This is a genomic window from Paraburkholderia sp. A1RI-2L (genome assembly GCF_048957375.1).
Taxonomy (GTDB): Bacteria; Pseudomonadota; Gammaproteobacteria; order Burkholderiales; family Burkholderiaceae; genus Paraburkholderia.
In genome coordinates this window covers 1,283,684-1,306,090 of record NZ_JARBTA010000001.1, presented here as the reverse complement: position 1 = coordinate 1,306,090, position 22,407 = coordinate 1,283,684, and the positions used below count along the sequence as shown (strand labels likewise).

Below are 22,407 nucleotides of genomic sequence, written 5' to 3'. Positions count from 1 at the left end.
TTCATTTTGCTTGACTGCCTGTTTCGCGGCGAGGGCAGATTACTGCTTTGCGCCGCCCTGGAACCACGCTGCAATCTTCTGACGCTCATCATCGGTCATGTGCGTGACGTTGCCAAGCGGCATGGCCTTGAGCGTGACGGCCTGCTGGTACAGACGCTGCGCGTTCTGCGAGATTTCGTCTGGCGTATCGAGCATCACGCCGGCGGGCGCTGCACCCATCATCGTCGGGTGAGCCGAGTGGCAGCCCGCGCAACGTTGCTGCAGGATCGGCTGGATGTCCGAGACCTTGATCGACGGAGCGTTCGCGGCTTCGGCCTGCGGCACGACCGGCTTCGGCAGCGTCCAGATCAGTGCGACGAACATCAGCACCACGCCGCCGATCGGCAGATACCACAGCTGCTGACCACGATGGCGCATCACGAAGAACTGGCGAATCAGCGCGCCGGCCAGCATGATCACGACGAGCACGGCCCAGTTGTAGGCGTGCGCGTAGGTCATGGCGTAGTGATTCGACAGCATCGCGAACACAACGGGCAGCGTGAAGTAGGTGTTGTGCACCGAACGCTGCTTGCCGCGCTTGCCGTAGATCGGGTTCGGCGTTTCGCCCTTGAGCATCGCTGCGACCATCTTGCGCTGGCCCGGGATGATCACGAAGAACACGTTCGCCGACATGATCGTTGCCAGCATGCCGCCCATGATCAGGTACGCTGCGCGGCCCGAGAAAATGTGGCAGGCGAGGTAGGCCGCGACCACGACATAGATGCCGACGCAAACGCCGAGCAGCTTGTCGTTCGTGCCGAGTGTGCGGCACAGCGTGTCGTAGACGATCCAGCCGGCGGCGAGGAAGCCGAGTGCCGAGAAGACCGCGACGACCGGGCCCATGTCGAGCACGTTCTTGTCGATCAGGTACGTGTTCGGCGCCATCAGATACAGCACCGTGAACAGCGACGCGCCCGAGAGCCACGTCGTGTACGACGGCCACTTCGACCAGTGCAGGTCTTCGGGCATTTCGGGCGGCGCGACGGTGTACTTCTGCATGTTGTAGAAGCCGCCGCCGTGCACGTGCCACAACTCGCCGAAGACGCCGCGGCGACGCTGGTTGGCGTCCGTAGGCGGTTTGAGGCTGTTATCGAGTGCGACGAAGTAGAACGACTCGCCAATCCAGGCGATGGCCGCGATGACGTGGAACCAGCGCAATGCGAGGTTCAGCCAGTCGGTAATAAAGCCTTCCATGAAACTCCTCCAATCCTGATTCGATGCGCGCGGACGGCAATGCGTCTCGCGCTGACTGCGGGGACGGCGCGCAGGAACCGGGTAATCCGGTCTCGCACCAAACGCCGAGAGAAAGTGCGGCGCGTCAAAAGCGGAGTGTCGCTTGCGCGGGCCGCTTTCAGTCTGTTATGCGTTTTTGGGTTTGGCGGGACCGTTCAGCTACCGCGATAGGTGCTGTAGGACCACGGCGAAACGAGCAGCGGCACGTGGTAGTGCGCGTCCGTGTCGGCGATGCCAAAGCGCAGCGCGACGCGGTCGACGAAGCGCGGTTCCGGCACTTTGGCGCCCAGCGCGGCGAAGTAGTCGCCCGCGTGGAAGATCAGTTCGTATTCGCCCTTGGCGAGCGCCGCGCCTTCGAGCAGCGGTTCGTCGCAGCGGCCGTCGTGGTTGGTCGTGACGGTCTTCAGCGCACGGCGGGTTTCGCCTTCGAGCGCGTAGAGTTCGACCTTGATGCCCGCGCCGGGACGGCCGTTCGCGGTGTCGAGCACGTGGGTAGTCAGCTTGCCCATTCGCAGTTTTCCTTGTCTTTTCCTGGTGTCATTGCGAGGTTTCGGCGGCAGTCCGATCCGTCGAACCCGAAGGTTCTTGGCGGATCGAGGCTCCACGTCAGCTGTGGCTACATACCCGTCGGCGGATCGATATGAGCGCCGTGCACGCATTTTAAGAACAATGCGGCATAAGCGCGCGACCGATAGGAAAGATAATCCAGGCAGCATGTACCTCGCGCGCCGAGCCTTGCTCCGTGGGGCTTACACGGCGGCAAGGGGTTGGGGTTTTCACCCATGGATGAATCTTGAACGAGTCAAAAATCGACCTTTATACGTATTCCGTGAATGTGGTTATCCCGTCCGGGTGAATTGTCAGCCTGATTTTGGCCACGCAAGGTAACGGTTATGTGCGGCTCACGAGTTGAGCCGCGCGTCCCGAAGACGGCGCCAGGCGCTGGGTAACCGGGCCAGCGGCGTCTGCAGTCGGGACGCGTCGGCACCGGGGTCCCGGATTGGCTGGCGCGTGCGGCGAGGGCGTCTGCTTCACATTCATGGTCATCTCAAATGCGGCGTGCGGCGCGCTTACTGGCGCGCGGCATGCGCCGCGGCAAGACAACGGAGCGAACAGACACGATGGAACCCACGAACCGCACAGCGCAAGGCTCAAATCAAAAGCGCGGCAAGACCTTGCTGGTGAAAAACGCTGACATGCTGGTGACGATGGACGGCGCGCGGCGCGAGATTCGCGGCGGCGGTCTCTACGTCGAAGATAACCGCATCGTCGCGGTCGGCACGGCCGGCGAGCTGCCGGAAACTGCCGACAAAGTACTCGATATGCGCGGCCATCTGGTGCTGCCGGGCCTCGTCAACACTCACCATCACATGTACCAGAGCCTCACGCGCGCCGTTCCCGCCGCGCAGGACGCCGAGCTGTTCGGCTGGCTCACGAATCTCTATAAGGTCTGGGCGAACCTCACGCCCGAAATGATCGAGGTGTCGACGCTCACGGCCATGGCCGAGCTGCTGCTCTCGGGCTGCACGACCTCGAGCGACCATCTTTACATCTACCCGAACGGCAGCCGGCTCGACGACAGCATTCGCTCCGCGCAGCAGATCGGCATGCGCTTTCACGCGGCGCGCGGCAGCATGAGCGTCGGCCAGAAGGATGGCGGCTTGCCGCCCGATTCCGTGGTCGAAAACGAAGACGCGATTCTCGCCGATACCCAGCGTCTCATCGAGACGTATCACGACGAGGGCCGCTACGCGATGCTGCGCATGGTGGTGGCGCCGTGCTCACCGTTCTCGGTGAGCCGCGACCTCATGCGCGAATCGGCGACGCTGGCGCGCCACTACGGCGTCTCCATGCACACGCACCTCGCGGAGAACGTCAACGATGTCGCCTATAGCCGCGAAAAATTCGGCATGACGCCGGCCGAGTACGCCGAGGATCTGGGCTGGGTGGGCCACGACGTCTGGCATGCGCACTGCGTGCAGCTCGACGAGCATGGCATCGGGCTGTTCGGGCGCACCGGCACGGGCGTCGCCCATTGCCCGTGCTCGAATATGCGGCTTGCCTCGGGCATCGCGCCCATCAAGAAGATGCGCCTGGCTGGCGTGCCGGTGGGGCTCGGCGTGGATGGCTCGGCTTCCAACGACGGCGCGCAGATGGTGGCGGAGGCGCGTCAGGCCATGTTGCTCGCACGCGTAGGCTTCGGCCCCGACGCGATGACCGCGCGCGAAGCGCTCGAAATTGCCACGCTGGGCGGCGCGCGCGTGCTGGGCCGCGACGACATCGGTGCACTCGCACCGGGCATGGCCGCTGACTTCATCGCGTTCGATCTGCGCCAGCCGCACTTTGCGGGCGCGTTGCACGATCCGGTCGCGGCGCTCGTGTTCTGCGCACCGTCGCAGGTTGCGCTGTCGGTGATCAACGGGCGGGTTGTGGTGAAGGAGGGGGTGCTGCAGACCATCGAGCTGGGGCCAGTGATCGAGCGGCATAACCGGCTCGCGTCGCAGCTCGCGCAGTTGGCGCGCTAAGTGGAATAAGTGCAGGGAAGATCCGATGGGAGGGGCGGTGCGCATGCGCGTGCCGCCCGTCCAGGAATGGATAAAGCAGGGAAGGAACGTAGAAAATGCGGCGGCGCAACCTCATGCGGCCCGCTTGCCGCAGCAGCGTTGCCTGCCGCTTAGGGCTTGTCGATCAGCGTCTTCGTCGCTTCGGCCACGAGACTGCGCAACCAGCGTACTTCGTCCGAGTAATGACAGCGTTCATGCCACAACTGGTAATACTGCATCGGCGGGAAGTCGAGCGGCGCCGGCACGACCGTGAGCGGCAGGAAGCGCGCATAGTGGTCGGCGAACAGGCGCGTGGTCGTGAACACGAGGTCCGACTTGATGAGCACGTAGGGCGCGAGGTTGAAGTATGGCAGTGTGACGACCACGTGGCGTTTGAGGCGCTCGCGCGCGAGATGCACGTCGATGGCGCCGCGCTGGCCCACGGAATAGGGCGTGGGCGCGAGGTGCGGCGCGTTGAGGTACTGATCGAGCGTGAGCCCGCCGCGCTTGGCGTATGGGTGCGTGCTGTTCAGCAGGCAGACGATCTGGTCGACGAACAGATTCGAAAGATGCAGCTGCTCGGGCGGCTCGGGCCAATTGCCGATCACGATATCGAGCTTGCCCTCCTCGAGCGCGAGTTCATAGTCGAACGCGGGCCCGAGCGAATGGAACTCGAGCGTGGCGTTGGGCGCGGCCTGGCGGAAACGCTCGACCACGGTGGGCACGAACAGGACGTTCAGATAGTCCGGGCAGCCGATGCGGTAGCAGCGGATGGAGGTGGCCGGATCGAAATTGTGCTGCTGGAAACGGATGCGCTCGATTTCGCGCAGGGCGTTCTGCACGGGTTCGAGCAGGCGCAGGCCGTATTCGGTGGGGACCATGCCGGACTTGCCGCGCACGAGGAGCGGGTCGCCGGTGATGTCGCGCAGGCGCCGCAGCGCGGCGCTGATCGCGGGTTGCGATTGATTCAGTTTGACGGCCGCGCGCGTGACGCTGCGTTCCATCAAAAGGGTGTGCAAGACGCGCAAGAGGTACGTGTCGATCGCCTCGCGTTGCTGGCTCATGAACTCTCCGGATTATATGTTTAGGCTGATCGATGGGCTTTGTCAGTATATGATTTTTAATATGAACTGAAAGCTCCGTCAAGGGAGTCTTTCTACCAGGCGTGCTTGTCGAGCCTGTGCCGCGCGGGGAAACGCGGGTTTTTGGCGGCTCGACTCTGGCACTGTGAACAAGTATCGTCATTTCGCGCGGCGACGCCTCACGGAGGCTCGCCGCGGCATCGAACGGCACCGCACCACGTCGAAACACAGATTGCCATAACGTACTACAGCGAAACCTCCATGGGCGACTCATCTTCACGTCTGGCCGGCAGTCCGCACGCGGAGCGCGCTGCTGCGCACGTGCCGCGGCTGGCGCTTGCCGGCATCACCAAGCAGTATCCCTCAGTGCGCGCGAACGACGATGTCACGCTCTCGGTCGCGCCGGGCGAGATTCACGCGTTGCTCGGCGAGAACGGCGCGGGCAAGAGCACGCTCATGAAGATCGTCTACGGTGCGGTGCGCCCGGATGCCGGCGAAATCCGCTGGGAAGGGGAGACGGTCGAGATTCCCAGTCCGGCTGCTGCGCGCAAGCTCGGCATCGGCATGGTGTTCCAGCATTTTTCGCTGTTCGAAACGCTTACGGTGGGCGAGAACATTGCGCTTTCGCTCGACGAGGCGTTCGACCTCAAGGCTTTGGCCAAGCGTATTCGCGAGGTGTCGGCGCAATATGGGCTCGACGTCGATCCCCAGCGTCATGTGCACAGCCTCACGGTCGGCGAGCGCCAGCGCGTGGAGATCGTGCGCTGCCTTTTGCAGAACCCGCGCCTGCTGATCATGGACGAGCCGACCTCGGTGCTGACGCCGCAGGCCGTGCGCAAGTTGTTCGGCACCTTGCGCCGGCTGGCCTCGGAAGGTTGCAGCATCCTCTACATCAGCCACAAGCTCGACGAAATCCAGGCGCTTTGCGACACGGCCACGGTGCTGCGCGGCGGCAAGGTGACGGGCAACGTGACCCCGCGCGAGGAGACACACGCCTCGCTGGCGCGGCTGATGGTGGGCCACGAGTTGCCTGACTACACACGCCGCGCGCATGCGCCGGGCGACGTGCGGCTCGACGTGAAGCATCTGTCGATGCCAAGCGAGGATCCATTCGGCACCTCGCTCGACGATGTCACGTTAGCCGTGCACGCGGGCGAGATCCTGGGGATCGCCGGAGTGTCAGGCAACGGCCAGGCGGAACTGCTCGCGGCGCTCTCGGGCGAGGCGCGCGATGCGCTCCAGTCCCGGGCGGCCCGCCACCGCGTGGCCGCCGATGCAGTGACGATCTGCGGCAAGCCGGCCGCGCGTCTTTCCGCCGGCGCGCGGCGCAAGCTCGGCTTCGCTTTCGTGCCCGAGGAGCGGCTCGGGCGCGGCGCCGTGCCCGCGATGTCGCTAGCCGAAAACGCGCTGCTCACGGGCCACCGGCAGGGCATGGTGCGCTCCGGCTGGCCCATCCCGGGCTGGCTGCGCACGGGTGCGATGCGCGCATTCGCCGAGCGCTGCATCGACGCTTTCGACGTGCGCTGTGGCGGTCCCGACGCGCTTGCCCAAAGCCTCTCGGGCGGCAACTTGCAGAAGTACATCGTCGGGCGCGAGATCCTGCAGGCGCCGCAGGTGCTGGTGGTCGCGCAACCCACCTGGGGCGTGGACGTCGGGGCGGCCGCATTCATCCGGCAGCAACTGCTCGATCTTTCGGCGCGCGGCGTGGCAATCCTGGTGATTTCAGAGGAGCTCGACGAGCTCTTCGACATCTGCGACCGCATTGCGGTGCTTGCGGGCGGCCGTCTTTCGCCCGCGCGCCTCACGGGCGAGACCAATGCGGAGGAGATTGGCCGCTGGATGGCGGGCCTGTTCGGGGAACGCGGCGAAGGCGCGGGGCGCCCGGACGGCGGCCCGCCGCCCGCCCAGTCTGTGATGCATCCCTGAGCGAAGCTCGCCACCTGCTGCGTCCCCAAGCTTTGGCGCAGAGCCAACACCACAATCACCGGACCGCTTGACGATATCGCCATCATGATCTTCCCGTACCGCCTCGAAGCCCGCACGACGCCGTCCCGCACGGTGCGCATTGCCGTGCCGCTGGTTGCCGCGCTCCTCACGCTCGCCATCGGCTTTCTGATCTTCGGTCTCGTCGGGCGCGATCCCGTGCAGGCAATGCGCGCGTTCTTCATCGATCCGCTCTCAAGCATCAACGGCTGGTCCGAGCTGCTGCTCAAGGCGTCGCCGCTATGCCTGATCGCGCTGGGCCTTGCGGCGGGTTACCGCGCCAACGTCTGGAATATCGGAGCAGAAGGGCAGATGGTGCTGGGCGGCATCGCGGCGAGCGGCGTGGCCATCTATTTCGATCAATCGAGCGGCTGGTGGATCCTGTTCCTGATGATGCTCGCGGGCGTGCTGGGCGGCATGGCCTGGGCGGCGATTCCCGCCTGGCTCAAGAGCCGCTTCAACACCAGCGAGATCCTCACGAGCCTGATGCTCACCTACGTCGCCACGCAATTGCTGATCTGGCTCGTGAGCGGTCCGTGGCGCGACCCCAACGGCATGAATTTCCCGCTTTCGGAGATGTTCAGCGGCGACGCGCTCTATCCGACTTTCGGCGGCGACTGGCGCATTCACTGGCTGCGCGGCACGCGCCTGAACGCGTCGATCTTCCTCACGCTCGCGGCCGTGCCGCTCGTCTGGCTGTTCATGCGCCGCAGCTTTGCAGGCTACCGCATGAGCGTGGGCGGCCTCGCGCCGCTCGCCGCGCGCTACGCGGGCTTCTCGGAAAAGACGACGATCTGGACCTCGCTGCTGCTCTCGGGCGGCCTCGCCGGACTTGCGGGCATGAGCGAGATCGCGGGCCCGATCGGCCAGTTGCAGGCAACGTGGTCGCCGGGCTACGGCTTCACGGCGATCATCGTCGCGTTCGTGGGGCGCTTGCATCCGCTCGGGATCGTGCTCGCGAGCTTGCTGATGGCGCTCCTTTATCTGGGTGGCGAAGCCGTGCAGACCTCGCTGCAATTGCCCCAGGCGCTGTCAGGAGTGTTTCAGGGCCTGCTGCTGTTCTGCCTGCTCGGCGCGGACCTGTTCGTGAATTACCGCGTGCGCCGCCGCCATCCCATCGCCGCCGCCCGCTGATCCGCCAATCGACCGGTTCACGAAAAAGACCATCACGAAAAAGTCCACAAAAAGGCCTCAGGACATGGATATTCAGCAAGCCAGCTCGCTCGCATCGAGCGCCGTCACCGCAGCGATCCCGCTGATGTTCGCGGGCGTGGGTGAACTCGTCACGGAAAAGTCGGGCGTGCTCAATCTCGGCGTCGAAGGCATGATGCTGATGGGCGCGGTGAGCGGCTACGCGCTCACCACCATCACGGGCGATCCATGGCTCGGGCTGCTGGCCGGCATGGGCGCGGGCATTGCCATGGCGCTGCTGTTCGGCTTTCTCACGCTCACGATGCAGGCCAACCAGGTCGCCACCGGCCTGTCGCTCACAATCTTCGGCGTCGGGCTTTCGGCGTATGTGGGCAAGCCCTACACTTCCGCTGCCACCTCGGCGACGATTGCCGCCTGGCCGATTCCGGGCCTCTCGCATCTGCCCGTGGCCGGGCCGGCGCTCTTCAGCCTCACGCCCGTTGATTACCTCGCATTCCTGATGTTCGCCGCGGTAGGCTGGTTTCTCTATCGCACGCGCGCGGGGCTCGTGCTGCGCTCGGTGGGCGAGTCGCCGCAGGTCGCGCATTCGGTAGGCTTTCCGGTGATCGGCGTGCGCTATGGCGCGACGGCGTTCGGTGGCGCGATGGCGGGGCTCGCGGGCAGCTACTACTCGGTCGTGCAACTGCACCTGTGGCAAGAGCAGATCACGGCGGGGCGCGGCTGGATCGCGCTCGCGCTGGTCGTGTTCGCGACGTGGCGGCCGGGGCGCCTTCTGATCGGCGCGCTGCTGTTTGGCGCTGTCACGGGCGCGCAATTCTATGCGCAGGCCGTGGGCGTGCCGGTGCCCACGCAGTTTCTCGCCATGCTGCCCTACGTGGCGACGATCGTGGTGCTGGTCCTCATTTCCCGTAATCCGAATACGATTCGCCTGAACGCGCCGGCCTCGCTCGGCAAGGCATTTTATGGAGCCGCTTAGGGGAGCCGCCCAGGTGGTCGCATTGAAGCTTCGAACGCACGCAGTACCCCTATCCACGACAGGAGATCCACGATGAGAAAAACCATCCTGACCGCATTCGCCGTAGCCGCAACCTGTAGCGCGGCGGCGCTCGCGCCGCAGGCCCAGGCCGCCGATGCGCCGGGCGTCGCGTTCGTCTATCTCGGCAATCCGGGCGATGCCGGCTGGACTTTCGCACACGATCAGGGTTCGAAAATGGTCGAGCAGAAGTTCGGCAACAAGATCAAGATCACGCGCATCGAGAATGTGCCCGAGTCCGCCGACTCGGAGCGCGTGTTCCGTGATCTCGCGAACAAGGGCAACAAGATCATCTTTGGCACGAGCTTCGGTTATCAGGACTTCGAACTGAAAGTCGCCAAGGATTTCCCCGATACCGTGTTCCTGCACGCGACCGGCTACAAGAAGGCCGCGAACTTCGGCACCTATGACGTGCGCATGTATCAGGGCGCGTATCTCGCAGGCGTGGCGGCCGGTTACGCGACCAAGACCAATACGCTGGGTTTCGTCGCCTCGGTGCCGATTCCCGAAGTCGTGCGCAACATCAACGCTTACACGCTGGGCGCGCGCTCGGTGAATCCGAAGGTCCATACCAAGGTCATCTGGATCAATAGCTGGTTCGATCCGGGCAAGGAGAAACAGGCGGCCGAGACGCTGATCGGCCAGGGTGCCGACATGCTGCTGCAAAACACCGATTCAAGCGCGACGCTCGCGACCGCCGAGGAGAAGCACGTTCACGCCTTCGGCTGGGACTCGAACATGAAGAAGTTCGGCCCGCATGCACACCTGGGCTCGGTGGAGGCGAACTGGGGCGTCTACTATACGGCCGCGATCCAGCAGGTGCTGGACGGCAAGTGGAAGAACGATCCGGTCTGGTGGGGCATCGCGCAGAAGGCCGTCGATCTTGGCGACATGAACACGTCCGAGCTACCCGCCGACGCGCAAAAGGCCGTCGCCGCGAAGCGCGAACAGATCGCGAGCGGCAAGTGGGACGTCTTCACGGGCCCGATCAAGGATCAGACCGGCGCGGTCAAGATTCCGGCCGGCAAGACGCTGACCGATCCGGAACTGCAGCGCCTGAACTGGTACGTCGAGGGCGTGGACGGCGCGTTGCCGAAGTAAGCCGAAGCAGGGCCAGGCTGCGCCACGCGGCGGCGCACGAACCTTACTCGTCGATGCGCAGCCCGACTTTGATGGTCACCTGCCAGCGCGTGATCTGGTCGTTCTCGATCAGTCCGCGCGTTTCGGTGACTTCGAACCAGTGCAGATTGCGCAGCGTCTTCGAGGCGCGCGCAATGGCGCCGCGCACGGCGTCGTCGCTCGAGACGGTGGAGGAGCCGGTGAGTTCGATCTGCTTGTAGACGTGGTCGTTCATGACAATGTCTCCTGTGTGTCGATGGGACTTGGCGCTTTAGCGCTTAGTCCCAGTCCCATGCAAAGCTCTTGCGGGGCGGCGCGGTGCATTCGGCGCACGTGTCAATCGAGTATAGGCAACGGCGGGCAACGGCGAACAACGACGGCCGGTATCATGGCGCCTTGCGATTGCGCCGCATCGGACGTGCCGGCCGGAGCCTGGCAGAGACCGCACGCGGCGCGGAATGTGAAATGTGCCCGACTCGAATGTAGCGAGGCACGATGCAGGAGACGGAGAGGATGCAGAAGCAGGAACTGGGATTTTGCGGGCCGGGGTTGATGGGCGCACCGATGATTCGCCATTTGTTGCGCGCGGGTAACACGGTGCACGTGTGGAATCGTTCTCCGGCGAAGGCCGAGGCGCTGGTCGCCGATGGCGCGCAGGTCGCGGCCACCCCCGCGGCGCTGGCGCAGCACGCGGATGTGGTGCTGCTTTGCGTCGCGGACGGCGCAGCCGTCGAGCAGGTCGTGTTCGGCGAGCACGGCTTGCTGGCCGCTGCGGTGGCCGAGGGCGGCCAAGCCGTGCGTGTGCGCCGGATCGTCGACCATTCGAGCATCCCGCCCGAACAGACGCGCGAGTTGGCCGCGCGCGCGGCGACGCTGGGCGTGGGCTGGGTGGACGCGCCCGTGTCGGGCGGCGTGGCGGGCGCACAGGCGGGCTCGCTCGCGGTCATGGCGGGCGGGACGGCGGAAGACATCGGGGCGGTGGCGCCGATACTTGCTGCCTATGCGGCGCGAGTCACGCACATGGGCGGTCCCGGCGCCGGTCAGACCACGAAGCTGTGCAACCAGGCGATCGTCACGGCGACGGTTGCGGCCATTGCCGAGGCGGTGGGGCTCGCCCGCCGCAGCGGCATCGACGCCGCCAAGCTGCCTGAGGCGCTCGCGGGCGGCTGGGCCGACTCCACGCTGCTGCGCACGTTCGTGCCGCGCATGACGCAGGACGGCCTCGTGCCGATCGGTGCACTGAGAACGTTCCAGAAGGACGTGGACACGGTCGCGGATGCCGCGCGCCAGACCGGCACGCCCATGCCCGTCGCGGGCACCGTGCAGCAAGTCCTGCGCCTCGGCGCCGCGATGGGCCTGGCCGAGGCGGACTTGTCGGGTTTCGTCGACGTCCTGCAGACGCCGCGCCGCGCCTGATGGCGTGAACTGATGAAGGCGGCATCGAGCGGCCGCCCTTGCCCAAAGGGCTTTCATCAGACCCCATCCCGGGCGGCCCCTGCGCCGCCTGCACCAATCTGCCACGAATTTCCGGTAGTTTTCCTGAGTGCGCCTGCAAGGCCGGAGCGCTGGCAGCCGCGCGCGAACTGGCATAACCTGCTAAAATTACAGGTTTTTCGTCGATCTACTTTCCGGGACGCGCTGTGCTCTCTACCGCCAACATCACCATGCAATTCGGGCCGAAGCCCTTGTTCGAGAATATCTCGGTCAAATTCGGCGAAGGCAACCGCTATGGCCTGATCGGCGCGAACGGTTGCGGCAAGTCCACGTTCATGAAGATCCTCGGTGGCGATCTCGAGCAAAGCTCGGGCACCGTGATCCTCGAGCCGAACGTGCGTCTGGGCAAGCTGCGCCAGGACCAGTTTGCGTACGAAGACGTGCGCGTGCTCGACGTCGTCATGATGGGCCACACCGAAATGTGGGCCGCAATGACCGAGCGCGACGCGATCTACGCGAACCCCGAGGCCACCGACGACGACTACATGCACGCCGCCGAACTGGAGGCGAAGTTCGCCGAGTACGACGGCTACACGGCCGAAGCGCGCGCGGGCGAGTTGCTGCTTGGCATCGGCATCGGCACGGAATTCCACAACGGCCCGATGAGCGCCGTGGCGCCGGGCTGGAAGCTGCGCGTGCTGCTCGCCCAGGCGCTGTTCTCGAAGCCGGACGTGCTGCTGCTCGACGAACCGACCAACAACCTCGACATCAACTCGATCCGCTGGCTGGAAGATGTTCTGAACGAGTACAACTCGACCATGATCATCATTTCCCACGATCGACACTTCCTGAACCAGGTCTGCACGCACATGGCGGACATGGACTACGGCACGCTCAAGGTCTGGCCGGGCAACTACGACGACTACATGCTCGCTTCCGCGCAGGCGCGTGAGCGTCAGCAGGCCGCGAACCAGAAGGCGAAGGAGCGCGTGGCCGACCTGCAGGACTTCGTGCGCCGCTTCTCGGCGAACAAGTCGAAGGCGCGCCAGGCGACCAGCCGTCTGAAGATGATCGACAAGATCAAGATCGAGGAATTCAAGCCGTCGTCGCGCCAGAACCCGTTCATCCGCTTCGAGTTCGAGAAGAAGCTGCATAACATCGTGGTGGTCGCGGAAGAAATCACGAAGACCTATGATCGCAAGATCTTCAATAAATTCAGCATCAGCGTGCAGCCGGGCGAGCGCATCGCGATCATCGGCGAAAACGGCGCGGGCAAGACCACGCTGCTGCGCTCGCTGCTGGGCAACCTGGCCGTCGACAACGGCACGGTGAAGTGGGCCGAGAACGCGAACATCGGCTACATGCCGCAGGACACATACGAAGAGTTCCCGAACGACGTCACGCTGATGGACTGGATCGACCAGTACCGCCAGGAAGGCGACGACGAGCAATCGGTGCGCGGCACGCTGGGCCGTCTGCTTTTCAACGCCGATGACATCCGCAAGTCGGTGAAGGTGCTGTCGGGCGGCGAGAAGGGCCGCATGATCTGGGGCAAGCTGATGCTCGGCCGCCACAACGTGCTGCTCATGGACGAGCCGACCAACCACATGGATATGGAATCGATCGAGTCGCTGCAGATCGCGCTCGAGAAGTTTGAAGGCACGCTTATTTTCGTGTCGCACGACCGCGAGTTCGTGAACGGTCTCGCCAACCGCATCATCGAGGTGAAGACCGACGGCAAGATCAACGACTACAGCGGCAACTACGAGGACTTCCTCGCGAGCCAGGGCCTGCACTAAGCGCTGGTTGAGCGAGTAGAGCAGGCAGGGAAACAAATCGGGCGGCGCGCATGCGTCGCCCGATTTGTTTTTGGAGCGGCGCAATTGCCTGAGCGCACGAAAGCCCGACCTTACGTTTGCGTCAACCACGCTAGAATGCACTGTTCCCGCGGTGCAAGCCGCGACGAGACCGCAAACGAACACGGAGTCAGGAGAGACGCGCATGCATAACTACGACCAGCTCTACATCAACGGCCAGTGGGTCGCGCCGCATGGCAAGGGCACGATCGACGTCATCGATTCGGGCACTGAAGCCGTCATGGGCCGCATCCCTGAAGGCAATGAAGCCGACGCCGAGGCGGGCATCGCCGCCGCGCGCGCCGCCTTCGACAAATGGGCCGCGACGAGCCCGCAGGAACGTGGCGCTTATCTGCAGAAAATCGCCGATAACCTCAAGGCCCGCACCGACGAGCTCGCGCAACTGATCGCAGGTGAAGTGGGCATGCCGCTGAAACTCGCGCGCGCGATTCAGGTGGGCGGTCCCGTCTACAATTGGGGCGCTTATGCGAAACTCGCAAACGAGTTCCAGTACGAGGAGCGCGTGGGCAATTCACTCGTCGTGCGCGAGCCGGTGGGCGTGGTGGCGGCTATCACGCCGTGGAACTATCCGCTCAATCAGATCACGCTCAAAGTGGCTGCCGCGCTTGCTGCAGGTTGCACCGTCGTGCTCAAGCCGTCCGAGGTTGCGCCGCTTAATGCGTTCGTGCTCGCCGAGGCCATTCACGAGGCCGGCCTGCCCGCCGGCGTCTTCAATCTCGTGACCGGCTATGGGCCGGTGGTCGGCGAACTGCTGGCGCGTCATCCGCAGGTCGACATGGTCTCGTTCACGGGCTCGACGCGCGCGGGCAAGCGCGTCTCGGAAGTGGCGGCGGCCACCGTCAAGCGCGTCGCGCTGGAGCTGGGCGGCAAGTCGGCCTCGGTCGTGCTGGACGACGCCGATTTCGCCGCGGCCGTGAAGGGCACCGTGGGCGCCTGCTTCCTGAACTCGGGACAGACCTGCTCGGCGCACACGCGCATGATCGTGCCCGAGGCCCGTTACGAAGAAGCGCGCGCACTCGCGAAGGAGGCTGTCGAAGCCTATACGGTAGGCGATCCGCGCGACGAGAAGGCGAAGCTGGGGCCGCTTGCCTCGAAAGTGCAGCAAGAACGTGTGCAGCAGTACATCGAGCGTGGCATTGCCGACGGCGCCGAACTCGTGACGGGCGGCGCAGGCATGCCAGAAGGTGTGACGAAGGGCTTCTTCGTGAAGCCGACCGTGTTCGGCCGCGTGCCGCGCGATGCTGCGATTGCGCAGGAGGAGATCTTCGGCCCGGTGCTCACGATCCTCACGGCGAAAGACGAGGACGACGCCGTCGCCATCGCCAACGACTCGCTCTATGGCTTGGGCGGTGCGGTGTGGGCCGGCAGCGACGAGCGCGCGGCGCGCGTGGCACGACGTATCCGCACAGGACAGATCGACATCAACGGCGGCGCCTGGAACATGGCCGCGCCGTTCGGCGGTTTCAAGCAATCCGGCCATGGCCGCGAGAACGGCGTATACGGTCTCGAAGAGTACCTCGAGTACAAGTCGATGCAGTTCAAGCTGCCAAAACCTTGATCTGATGACGTTTTCGCGCCTTGCAAATGTTTTGGTGCGACGTTTTGATTTTCGTCAAAGACGCGGGGATTCCCAAGGGGCTCCGCGTTTTTTATTGACATGTATCAATATCGTCTGTGGGCAGCGCGCGACTATTAACGTTTTGCCACCGATAACGCAAAGCGGTCCACCATGTTTCCTAACTATTCTTTCGCGCCGCTCCATATTCGCGGCCGCCAACTGTTGCCCATCGTGCAAGGCGGCATGGGTGTCGGCGTCTCGGCGCACCGGCTTGCGGGCAGCGTCGCGCGCGAAGGCGCGCTTGGCACCATCGCGAGCATCGACCTGCGCCATCATCACCCCGACCTTGTCGATCTGTGCCGCGCCGACCCTCGGCACGAAACGCTCGAGCGCGCCAATCTCGTCGCGCTCGGCCGTGAAATCGCGGCTGCGCGCAAGCTGGCGCAGGGCAACGGCATGATCGCCGTGAACGTGATGAAAGCGGTCAGTGCGCATGCCGACTACGTGCGCGCGGCCTGCGAGCATGGCGCCGATGCCATCGTCATGGGCGCGGGCCTGCCGCTCGATCTGCCGGATCTCACGCAGGGCATGGACATCGCGCTCATCCCGATTCTTTCGGATGCGCGCGGCGTCTCGCTCGTGCTCAAAAAGTGGATGAAGAAGGGGCGTCTGCCCGACGCCATCGTGCTCGAACACCCCGCACATGCGGGCGGCCACCTTGGCGTGACCGACATCGCCGACATGGACAACGAGCGCTTCGGGTTCGAGCGCATTTTCGAGGAACTCGACGGTGTTTATGCGTCGCTCGGCATCACGCGCCGCGAGGTGCCGCTCATCGTGGCGGGCGGCGTCAACAGCCACGAGGCCGTGCGCAAGTGGCTGGAGGCGGGCGCCAACGGCGTGCAGGTGGGCACGCCGTTCGCCGTGACCGAGGAGGGTGACGCGCACCCGAATTTCAAGCGCGTTCTCGCCGACGCCAAGCCCGAGGACATCGTCGAGTTCGTGAGCGTGACCGGCCTGCCCGCGCGCGCGGTGAAAACGCCATGGCTCGATCGTTACCTGCGCAACGAGTCGCGCATCCGCATCAAGATTGGCTCGAAGAAAAATGCCTGCCCGACCGGGCTCGAATGCCTGTCGATCTGCGGCCTGCGCGACGGCATCGAAAAATTCGGCCACTTCTGCATCGACACCCGCCTGGCGGCGGCGTTGCGCGGCGATGTGGCAAACGGCCTGTTCTTCCGTGGCCGTGAAGCGTTGCCGTTTGGCAACGCCATTCGCAGCGTCAGGGACCTGCTGGAGCTGCTTTTGACCGGTGTTACGCGGCCTCAGGTCGCACAACAGCCGGCATTGGCCATGAACTGACAGCTGTCAATTTCGTGATGGGATCTCCCGCAGAGAATCTCTGCGGACCTGCGAATCTACGCGGGGGAAAAAAGGGGTAACCATCATGACGAGGCAATTGAAAACCATCGCGGCCGTTGCCGCATTGGCGCTGGGCGCCGCGTTCGCCGTATCGGCTGCTCATGCCGCCGATACGCCCACCACGGGTATCTACGCGGGGGACTGGCTCGTGCGGCTGCGCGCGATCGCCATCACGCCGCAGGTGAGTTCAAGCGGCGCGCTCAATACGCTCAAGGCTGGCGTCAACAACGCGATCGTTCCTGAGCTCGACTTCACCTACATGGTGACGAACAACATCGGCGCCGAGCTCATTCTCGGCACGTCGCGCAATCAGGTCACGTCCAGCCTCGGCGCGCTGGGTGGAGTCGGCGTGCTGCCGCCCACGCTGCTGCTGCAGTATCACTTCAACAATGCAGGGGTATTCCGGCCATACGTGGGCGCCGGCATCAACTACACGCTGTTCTACAACAATGGGCTGCACGCGGGTGGCCAGCCCGTGTCGATCGACAACCATAGCTTCGGCCCGGCGCTGCAGTTCGGCGTCGACTATCAGGTCGCGAAAAACGTCTTCGTGAACGCGGACGTCAAGAAGATCTGGATGCGTACGGGTGCGTCGCTCAATGGCTCGTCGCTCGGCACGCTCTATATCGATCCGATCGTGGTGGGCGTGGGGATCGGCATGAAGTTCTGACCGCTGCCGCCCGCTATCGAAACGAAAAAAACGCCGGTTCGCCCGGCGTTTTTTCGTGCTGTGGGCCGCTGGGTCAGGCGCGGTTTTGCTGGAAGCGCATGGCGGTGCCTTCGCGCTCGATGCGCGTCCACACGGCGCGCTTTTCCTCGTTGCTCAGGAACACCCAGTTCGAAACTTCCGTCGCAGTGCGGCCGCAGCCTTTGCAGATTTCGTCGAACAGCGTCGAGCACACGCCGATACAGGGGCTGTCGGGAAGGTCGTGGAGATTGGAGGCCATCGATATGTCTTGGGGGCAGGATGACCGGCACGCGGACATGCGCACCGGCTTTGCGGAAAACCCCGCTATGTTAATCGATTTGCGGGCGCCGCCTGATTAGCCCAATTGGCGGAGGGGCGATGGCCTGGTGGCGAGCGGCGTCGCGCGAATGTTGCGCGGGCCGTTTTTTTGGTGGACAGGGGCCGATAAACGGCTAAAATTGCGCGCGATTTACTGTCAGTGGCGCCCAACCGCGGCGTGCGCAGCTTGCGGCTGGCCTGGCTGCACGGCGGGTCCTGTTCCGTTTGTGCGACAGGCCGGTGCGCTTTCTTTGTCGCCCGGCAGGTTTGATGGTAGGTTCGATGAAATATTCAGGCGGGCGCCGCCAGGCTGAATACCGGCAGGGACAAGCAACACGCAAGCTAACAGGCAGGTTAACAATCAGGCCTTCAATCGGGCTATCAATCGGCTAAAAGCGGAGAACGGGATGAAGAAACGGGTTTTGGCGAAACTGGCTGTACTCGCGCTGTGCGCGGCGCCGTGGGTGACGTCGGTGGCGAAGGATACGCAACTGAATGTGTATAACTGGTCCGATTACATCGCCAAGGACACGATCCCGAACTTCACGAAGCAGACCGGCGTTCAGGTCAAGTACGACAACTACGATAGCGACGATACCCTCCAGGCCAAGCTGCTCGCAGGCAATTCGGGCTACGACATCGTGGTCCCGACCAGCAACTATGCGGGCAAGCAGATTGCCGCCGGCATTTTTTCGCCGCTCGACAAATCGAAGATCCCCAACCTCAAGTATCTCGATCCGCAACTCATGGCGCTGGTCGCCGGCGCGGATCCGGGCAACAAGTACGCGGTGCCCTGGGCCTACGGCACGACCGGACTTGCCTATAACGTCACCAAGGCGCAGCAGATCCTTGGCAAGAACGTGCCGCTCGACAACTGGGACATCCTCTTCAAGCCCGAGAACATCTCGAAGCTGAAGGCATGTGGCGTATCCGTGCTCGACGCACCGGACCAGATGTTCGCGGCCGCGCTGCACTACATCGGCAAGGACCCGCTTTCGACGAACCCGGACGACTATCGCGCCGCGCTCGCGATGATGAAGAAGATCCGTCCGTACATCACGCAGTTCAACTCGTCGGGCTATATCAACGACCTCGTGGGCGGCGACATCTGCTTTGCCTACGGCTGGTCGGGGGACGTCGTGATCGCCAAGCATCGCGCCATCGACGCGAAGAAGCCGTACAAGATCGAGTACTACATCCCGAAGGGCGGCGCGCCGATCTGGTTTGACGTGATGACCATCCCGAAGGACGCGCAGCACAAGGAAGCCGCTCACGAGTGGATCAACTATATCGAGACGCCGCAGGTTCACGCGGCCATCACGAATGCGGTCTACTACCCGAGTGCGAACGCCGAAGCACGCAAGTACGTGAACAAGGACATCGCCAACGACCCGGCCGTTTACCCGTCGCCCGAAGTCCTGAAGACGCTGTTCCTGCTCAAGCCGCTGCCGCCTGAGATCCAGCGTCTGCAGACGCGTCTGTGGACCGAGTTCAAGTCGGGCCGCTGATGCGCTGGCGCGCCGTTGACAGATTGCGTTGGCGGTGCGCGTAGCGTCTTCTGATCGCTTTACCCGAGCCCTCGGCATGATGCCGGGGGCTTTGTTCGTCAACCCCGTCCAGCATCAAGGCAGAACCAGGCAGGGCAGAGAGAATCATGAGTGACCAGTCGAGCGCGCCGGCAGCCCCCGGCGTGCTGCCTTCGGGCAACGCCACGGCGGATAGCGCCGCGGACAACTTCGTGCAGGTCGTCGACGTCGTCAAGAAGTTTGGCGAAACGACGGCCGTCAAGGGAGTCAACCTGTCGGTGAAGAAGGGCGAACTGTTCGCGCTGCTCGGCAGCTCGGGCTGCGGCAAATCCACCTTGCTGCGCATGCTTGCCGGTCTGGAGACAGTGACCTCGGGCAAGATCCTGATCGACGGCGAGGATCTCGCGATGCTGCCGCCGTACCGTCGTCCGGTCAACATGATGTTCCAGTCGTATGCGCTCTTTCCGCATATGACCGTGGAGTCGAATGTCGGCTTCGGGCTGCGCCAGGAGGGCGTGAAGAAGTCCGAACTCAAGGACCGCGTGGCCGCCGCGCTCGAACTCGTGCAGATGTCGCGTTTCGCTAAACGCAAGCCGCATCAGCTCTCGGGTGGCCAGCAGCAGCGCGTCGCGCTCGCGCGCTCGCTCGTCAAGCGTCCCAAGCTGTTGCTGCTCGACGAACCGATGTCGGCGCTCGACAAGCAGATTCGCCAGCGCACGCAGATCGAGCTCGTCAACATTCTCGAGAACGTGGGCGTCACCTGCATCATGGTCACGCACGATCAGGAAGAGGCAATGACGATGGCCGACCGTCTCGCAGTCATGAGCGAAGGGCAGATCGTGCAGCTGGGTGCGCCCAATGAGGTCTATGAGTTTCCGAACAGCCGTTTCTCGGCGGAATTCATCGGCTCGACCAATTTGTTCGAGGGCAACGTGGTCGAGGACGAGCCCGATCACGTATTCGTCGAGTCGCCGGACCTGACGGTGCGCCTTTACGTGAACCACGGCATCACCGGTCCGCTCGGCATGCCCGTGACGATCTCGGTGCGGCCCGAGCGCATCGCGCTCACGCGCAAGCCGCCCGAGGGCGCGTTCAACTGGGGCAAGGGCGTCGTCAAGAACGTCGCGTACATGGGCGGCTACTCGCTTTATCACGTCCAGCTCGAATCGGGCAAGACGGTGATCGCGAACATGTCGAGCCTCGCGCTCTCCGAGATCGACTCGCCCACCTGGGACGACGAGGTCTACGTGCGCTGGAGCGCATCGGCCGGGGTGGTGCTGACGTCATGAGCGCGCTGAGCTTCAAGAATCTGCTGCACTGGCCGGCGAAGCGTTTCAACCTGACCGGCCGCACGGCCGTCGTGGCGGGCCCGTTCTTCTGGCTGCTGCTGTTCTTCCTCGTGCCGTTCGTGCTGGTGGTGAAGATCAGCTTCGCCGACCAGCAGCTCGGCATCCCGCCATACACCGAGCTCACGTCGTACGCGAATGGCGTCTGGCACATCGCGCTGGATCTTTCGCACTACGCGTTCCTGCTTCAGGACAGCCTGTATTTCGCGACCTACGTGAATTCGGTCGTGGTGGCAGCCATCTCGACGCTGCTGTGTCTGCTGATCGGCTATCCGATGGCGTACTACATCGCGCGCTCGAATCCGGCCACGCGCAACGTTCTCATGATGGCGGTGATGCTGCCGTTCTGGACGTCGTTCCTGATTCGCGTGTACGCGTGGATCGGCATCCTGAAGAACAACGGACTTCTGAACAATTTCCTGATGTCGCTCGGCATCATCCATTCGCCCATCGAGCTCTATCATACGAACACGGCGGTTTATATCGGCATGGTGTATTCGTATCTGCCGTTTCTCGTGATGCCGCTCTACGCGCACCTCGTGAAGATGGATCTCACGCTGCTCGAAGCCGCCTATGACCTCGGCGCGAAACCGTGGCGCGCGTTCGTGGAGATCACGCTGCCGCTCTCGAAGAACGGCATTATTGCGGGCTGCCTGCTGGTGTTCATTCCGGCGGTGGGCGAGTACGTGATTCCCGAATTGCTCGGCGGTGCGAACACGCTGATGATCGGCCGCGTCATGTGGAACGAGTTCTTCGACAATGCCGACTGGCCGATGGCTTCCGCCGTTACCTGCGCAATGGTCCTGCTGCTGCTCGTGCCGATGGCACTGTTCCAGCACTTCCAGGCGAAGGAACTGGAGGGCCGCGGCAAATGAAGCCGAATCGTGTTCTGCAGTTCATCGCGCTCGGAATCGGCTTTGCGTTCCTCTATATTCCGATCCTGAGCCTGATCGTCTACTCGTTCAACGACTCGCAGCTCGTGACGGTGTGGACGCATTTCTCGACGCGCTGGTATCAGGCGCTCGCGACCGACGACGAGCTCATCACCGCCGCGTGGCTGTCGCTGCGCGTCGCGCTGATGACGGCGTTCGTCTCGGTGATCATCGGCACGTGGGCGGGCTTCGTGCTCGCGCGCATGGGGCGCTTTCGCGGCTTCACGCTCTTTTCGGGAATGATCAACGCGCCGCTCGTGATTCCCGAAGTGATTCAGGGCATCTCGCTGCTGCTGCTGTTCGTGGAAATGGGCAAGCTGTTCGGCTGGCCGGCGGGGCGTGGCGTGTTCACGATCTGGATCGGCCACGTAATGCTGTGCATTTCCTATGTGGCCATCATCGTGCAATCGCGCGTGCGCGAGCTCAATCCGTCGCTGGAAGAAGCCGCGCTCGACCTGGGCGCGACGCCCTTCAAGGTGTTCTTCCAGATCACGCTGCCGCTGATCTCGCAGGCGCTTGCGGCAGGCTGGCTGCTGTCGTTCACGCTGTCGATCGACGACCTCGTGCTCTCGGCCTTCCTCTCCGGCCCCGGTTCGACGACGCTGCCGCTCGTCGTGTTCTCGCGTGTGCGCCTCGGCTTGAACCCGGAGATGAACGCGCTCGCGACGCTCTTCATTCTCGTGGTGACGGCGGGCGTGATCATCGGCAACTACTTCATGCAGCGCGCCGAGCGCAAACGCATGGCGATGGCGGTCTGACGCACTCGCGGGCAAGCGGGCGTTACCCTGCAAATGGCGGCGCGTGAGCATCGGCTCACGCGCCGTTTTCTTTTTTTCAGCGCGTTCGCGTTCCCGGGGGCTTTAGCGTGCCAGGCGGCTATGGGGCTATGATCGAGAAATACAGGTGGACTGCCAGCGCCATGTAGCACGGCGTCCTGTGCGGCCTGCAGCGGAAACACGATGATCGAAGCAATAGTGAAGGAGGGCGCGATCGTAGCGCTCTGGCAACAACTGATTCAGCTCTGGGAGCTGATTGTCATGGTCTGCCGCTTCCTTTGGGGGTTGCTCAAGCTCTTGAGCGGCGCCTGAGTGCGAGGCGGCCGGAACGCGGCGCACACGACAC

At 63.9% G+C, this 22,407-nt stretch carries 20 protein-coding genes; 15 read left to right on the top strand and 5 right to left on the bottom strand.

Features of this window, described 5'->3' with window-relative positions:
- Positions 1-39: 39 nt before the first annotated feature.
- Both PWP93_RS06160 and uraH read right to left on the bottom strand, forming a co-directional pair.
- Positions 40-1,233, bottom strand: a complete 1,194-nt coding sequence (locus PWP93_RS06160; RefSeq protein WP_421043834.1) for a urate hydroxylase PuuD — start codon at positions 1,231-1,233, stop codon at positions 40-42.
- A gap of 194 nt (positions 1,234-1,427) precedes the next feature.
- The gene (gene uraH / locus PWP93_RS06155; protein WP_421043833.1) at positions 1,428-1,781 is read right to left on the bottom strand and encodes a hydroxyisourate hydrolase; all 354 of its coding nucleotides are present in this window, start codon (positions 1,779-1,781) and stop codon (positions 1,428-1,430) included.
- A gap of 612 nt (positions 1,782-2,393) precedes the next feature.
- On the opposite strand from uraH, the gene PWP93_RS06150 reads away from it, so the two are divergent.
- Positions 2,394-3,797 carry an 8-oxoguanine deaminase gene (locus tag PWP93_RS06150; protein WP_421043832.1) on the top strand — a complete coding sequence of 468 codons (1,404 nt, stop codon included), beginning with the start codon at positions 2,394-2,396 and terminating at the stop codon, positions 3,795-3,797.
- A gap of 149 nt (positions 3,798-3,946) precedes the next feature.
- Here PWP93_RS06150 and PWP93_RS06145 read toward each other — a convergent pair whose 3' ends face one another.
- On the bottom strand, positions 3,947-4,879 hold the full coding sequence (locus PWP93_RS06145) for a LysR substrate-binding domain-containing protein (protein ID WP_035532552.1): 933 nt from the start codon (positions 4,877-4,879) through the stop codon (positions 3,947-3,949).
- A gap of 279 nt (positions 4,880-5,158) precedes the next feature.
- Here PWP93_RS06145 and PWP93_RS06140 point away from each other — a divergent pair, with 279 nt between their 5' ends.
- The 4 genes from PWP93_RS06140 (at position 5,159) to PWP93_RS06125 (ending at position 10,166) form a co-directional block, all read left to right on the top strand.
- The gene (locus PWP93_RS06140) at positions 5,159-6,823 is read left to right on the top strand and encodes an ABC transporter ATP-binding protein (RefSeq protein WP_421043831.1); all 1,665 of its coding nucleotides are present in this window, start codon (positions 5,159-5,161) and stop codon (positions 6,821-6,823) included.
- An 84-nt stretch (positions 6,824-6,907) separates the two neighbouring features.
- On the top strand, positions 6,908-8,014 hold the full coding sequence (locus PWP93_RS06135) for an ABC transporter permease (protein WP_421023908.1): 1,107 nt from the start codon (positions 6,908-6,910) through the stop codon (positions 8,012-8,014).
- A 64-nt stretch (positions 8,015-8,078) separates the two neighbouring features.
- A complete protein-coding gene (locus PWP93_RS06130) occupies positions 8,079-9,008 on the top strand; it encodes an ABC transporter permease (RefSeq protein ID WP_421023909.1) in 930 nt (309 codons plus the stop codon).
- Positions 9,009-9,080: 72 nt separating this feature from the next.
- On the top strand, positions 9,081-10,166 hold the full coding sequence (locus PWP93_RS06125; RefSeq protein ID WP_421023910.1) for a BMP family ABC transporter substrate-binding protein: 1,086 nt from the start codon (positions 9,081-9,083) through the stop codon (positions 10,164-10,166).
- Positions 10,167-10,209: 43 nt separating this feature from the next.
- Here PWP93_RS06125 and PWP93_RS06120 read toward each other — a convergent pair whose 3' ends face one another.
- Positions 10,210-10,419: a dodecin gene (locus PWP93_RS06120; RefSeq protein ID WP_421023911.1), complete on the bottom strand. Its 210-nt coding sequence runs from the start codon at positions 10,417-10,419 to the stop codon at positions 10,210-10,212.
- 278 nt (positions 10,420-10,697) lie between these two features.
- Here PWP93_RS06120 and PWP93_RS06115 point away from each other — a divergent pair, with 278 nt between their 5' ends.
- From PWP93_RS06115 to PWP93_RS06095, 5 genes are all read left to right on the top strand, one after another.
- Positions 10,698-11,600 (top strand): NAD(P)-dependent oxidoreductase, encoded by a 903-nt coding sequence (locus PWP93_RS06115; RefSeq protein ID WP_421023912.1) that lies wholly within the window; start codon positions 10,698-10,700, stop codon positions 11,598-11,600.
- 224 nt (positions 11,601-11,824) lie between these two features.
- Entirely contained in the window at positions 11,825-13,417 is a 1,593-nt protein-coding gene (locus PWP93_RS06110) for an ABC-F family ATPase (RefSeq protein ID WP_421043830.1), read from the top strand.
- Positions 13,418-13,619: 202 nt separating this feature from the next.
- Entirely contained in the window at positions 13,620-15,053 is a 1,434-nt protein-coding gene (locus PWP93_RS06105) for an aldehyde dehydrogenase family protein (protein WP_421043829.1), read from the top strand.
- A 171-nt stretch (positions 15,054-15,224) separates the two neighbouring features.
- Positions 15,225-16,415, top strand: a complete 1,191-nt coding sequence (locus tag PWP93_RS06100; protein ID WP_421023915.1) for an NAD(P)H-dependent flavin oxidoreductase — start codon at positions 15,225-15,227, stop codon at positions 16,413-16,415.
- An 85-nt stretch (positions 16,416-16,500) separates the two neighbouring features.
- Positions 16,501-17,145 (top strand): OmpW/AlkL family protein, encoded by a 645-nt coding sequence (locus PWP93_RS06095; protein ID WP_421043828.1) that lies wholly within the window; start codon positions 16,501-16,503, stop codon positions 17,143-17,145.
- Positions 17,146-17,218: 73 nt separating this feature from the next.
- Here the strand turns inward: PWP93_RS06095 and PWP93_RS06090 are convergent, their stop codons facing one another.
- Complete coding sequence (locus PWP93_RS06090; protein ID WP_421043827.1) at positions 17,219-17,422, bottom strand: DUF1289 domain-containing protein; 204 nt, start codon at positions 17,420-17,422, stop codon at positions 17,219-17,221.
- 466 nt (positions 17,423-17,888) lie between these two features.
- On the opposite strand from PWP93_RS06090, the gene PWP93_RS06085 reads away from it, so the two are divergent.
- From PWP93_RS06085 to PWP93_RS06065, 5 genes are all read left to right on the top strand, one after another.
- Positions 17,889-18,989: a polyamine ABC transporter substrate-binding protein gene (locus tag PWP93_RS06085; protein ID WP_421023918.1), complete on the top strand. Its 1,101-nt coding sequence runs from the start codon at positions 17,889-17,891 to the stop codon at positions 18,987-18,989.
- 146 nt (positions 18,990-19,135) lie between these two features.
- Positions 19,136-20,296, top strand: a complete 1,161-nt coding sequence (locus tag PWP93_RS06080) for an ABC transporter ATP-binding protein (protein WP_421043826.1) — start codon at positions 19,136-19,138, stop codon at positions 20,294-20,296.
- Positions 20,293-21,228, top strand: a complete 936-nt coding sequence (locus PWP93_RS06075; RefSeq protein ID WP_421023920.1) for an ABC transporter permease subunit — start codon at positions 20,293-20,295, stop codon at positions 21,226-21,228. Before PWP93_RS06080 ends, PWP93_RS06075 begins: the two co-directional genes overlap by 4 nt.
- Positions 21,225-22,043: an ABC transporter permease subunit gene (locus tag PWP93_RS06070; protein ID WP_421043825.1), complete on the top strand. Its 819-nt coding sequence runs from the start codon at positions 21,225-21,227 to the stop codon at positions 22,041-22,043. The genes PWP93_RS06075 and PWP93_RS06070 overlap by 4 nt, the downstream gene beginning before the upstream one ends.
- 201 nt (positions 22,044-22,244) lie before the next feature.
- Positions 22,245-22,373, top strand: coding sequence for a hypothetical protein (locus tag PWP93_RS06065; protein ID WP_421043824.1), 129 nt, complete (start codon positions 22,245-22,247; stop codon positions 22,371-22,373).
- Positions 22,374-22,407: the final 34 nt, after the last annotated feature.

What these genes read in the sequence shown, in the direction of transcription:
- PWP93_RS06160 (WP_421043834.1), bottom strand. Translation starts at nt 1,233, where the DNA reads ATGGAAGGCTTTATTACCGACTGGCTGAACCTCGCATTGCGCTGGTTC.
- uraH (WP_421043833.1), bottom strand. Translation starts at nt 1,781, where the DNA reads ATGGGCAAGCTGACTACCCACGTGCTCGACACCGCGAACGGCCGTCCC.
- PWP93_RS06150 (WP_421043832.1), top strand. Translation starts at nt 2,394, where the DNA reads ATGGAACCCACGAACCGCACAGCGCAAGGCTCAAATCAAAAGCGCGGC.
- PWP93_RS06145 (WP_035532552.1), bottom strand. Translation starts at nt 4,879, where the DNA reads ATGAGCCAGCAACGCGAGGCGATCGACACGTACCTCTTGCGCGTCTTG.
- PWP93_RS06140 (WP_421043831.1), top strand. Translation starts at nt 5,159, where the DNA reads ATGGGCGACTCATCTTCACGTCTGGCCGGCAGTCCGCACGCGGAGCGC.
- PWP93_RS06135 (WP_421023908.1), top strand. Translation starts at nt 6,908, where the DNA reads ATGATCTTCCCGTACCGCCTCGAAGCCCGCACGACGCCGTCCCGCACG.
- PWP93_RS06130 (WP_421023909.1), top strand. Translation starts at nt 8,079, where the DNA reads ATGGATATTCAGCAAGCCAGCTCGCTCGCATCGAGCGCCGTCACCGCA.
- PWP93_RS06125 (WP_421023910.1), top strand. Translation starts at nt 9,081, where the DNA reads ATGAGAAAAACCATCCTGACCGCATTCGCCGTAGCCGCAACCTGTAGC.
- PWP93_RS06120 (WP_421023911.1), bottom strand. Translation starts at nt 10,419, where the DNA reads ATGAACGACCACGTCTACAAGCAGATCGAACTCACCGGCTCCTCCACC.
- PWP93_RS06115 (WP_421023912.1), top strand. Translation starts at nt 10,698, where the DNA reads ATGCAGAAGCAGGAACTGGGATTTTGCGGGCCGGGGTTGATGGGCGCA.
- PWP93_RS06105 (WP_421043829.1), top strand. Translation starts at nt 13,620, where the DNA reads ATGCATAACTACGACCAGCTCTACATCAACGGCCAGTGGGTCGCGCCG.
- PWP93_RS06100 (WP_421023915.1), top strand. Translation starts at nt 15,225, where the DNA reads ATGTTTCCTAACTATTCTTTCGCGCCGCTCCATATTCGCGGCCGCCAA.
- PWP93_RS06095 (WP_421043828.1), top strand. Translation starts at nt 16,501, where the DNA reads ATGACGAGGCAATTGAAAACCATCGCGGCCGTTGCCGCATTGGCGCTG.
- PWP93_RS06090 (WP_421043827.1), bottom strand. Translation starts at nt 17,422, where the DNA reads ATGGCCTCCAATCTCCACGACCTTCCCGACAGCCCCTGTATCGGCGTG.
- PWP93_RS06085 (WP_421023918.1), top strand. Translation starts at nt 17,889, where the DNA reads ATGAAGAAACGGGTTTTGGCGAAACTGGCTGTACTCGCGCTGTGCGCG.
- PWP93_RS06080 (WP_421043826.1), top strand. Translation starts at nt 19,136, where the DNA reads ATGAGTGACCAGTCGAGCGCGCCGGCAGCCCCCGGCGTGCTGCCTTCG.
- PWP93_RS06075 (WP_421023920.1), top strand. Translation starts at nt 20,293, where the DNA reads ATGAGCGCGCTGAGCTTCAAGAATCTGCTGCACTGGCCGGCGAAGCGT.
- PWP93_RS06070 (WP_421043825.1), top strand. Translation starts at nt 21,225, where the DNA reads ATGAAGCCGAATCGTGTTCTGCAGTTCATCGCGCTCGGAATCGGCTTT.
- PWP93_RS06065 (WP_421043824.1), top strand. Translation starts at nt 22,245, where the DNA reads ATGATCGAAGCAATAGTGAAGGAGGGCGCGATCGTAGCGCTCTGGCAA.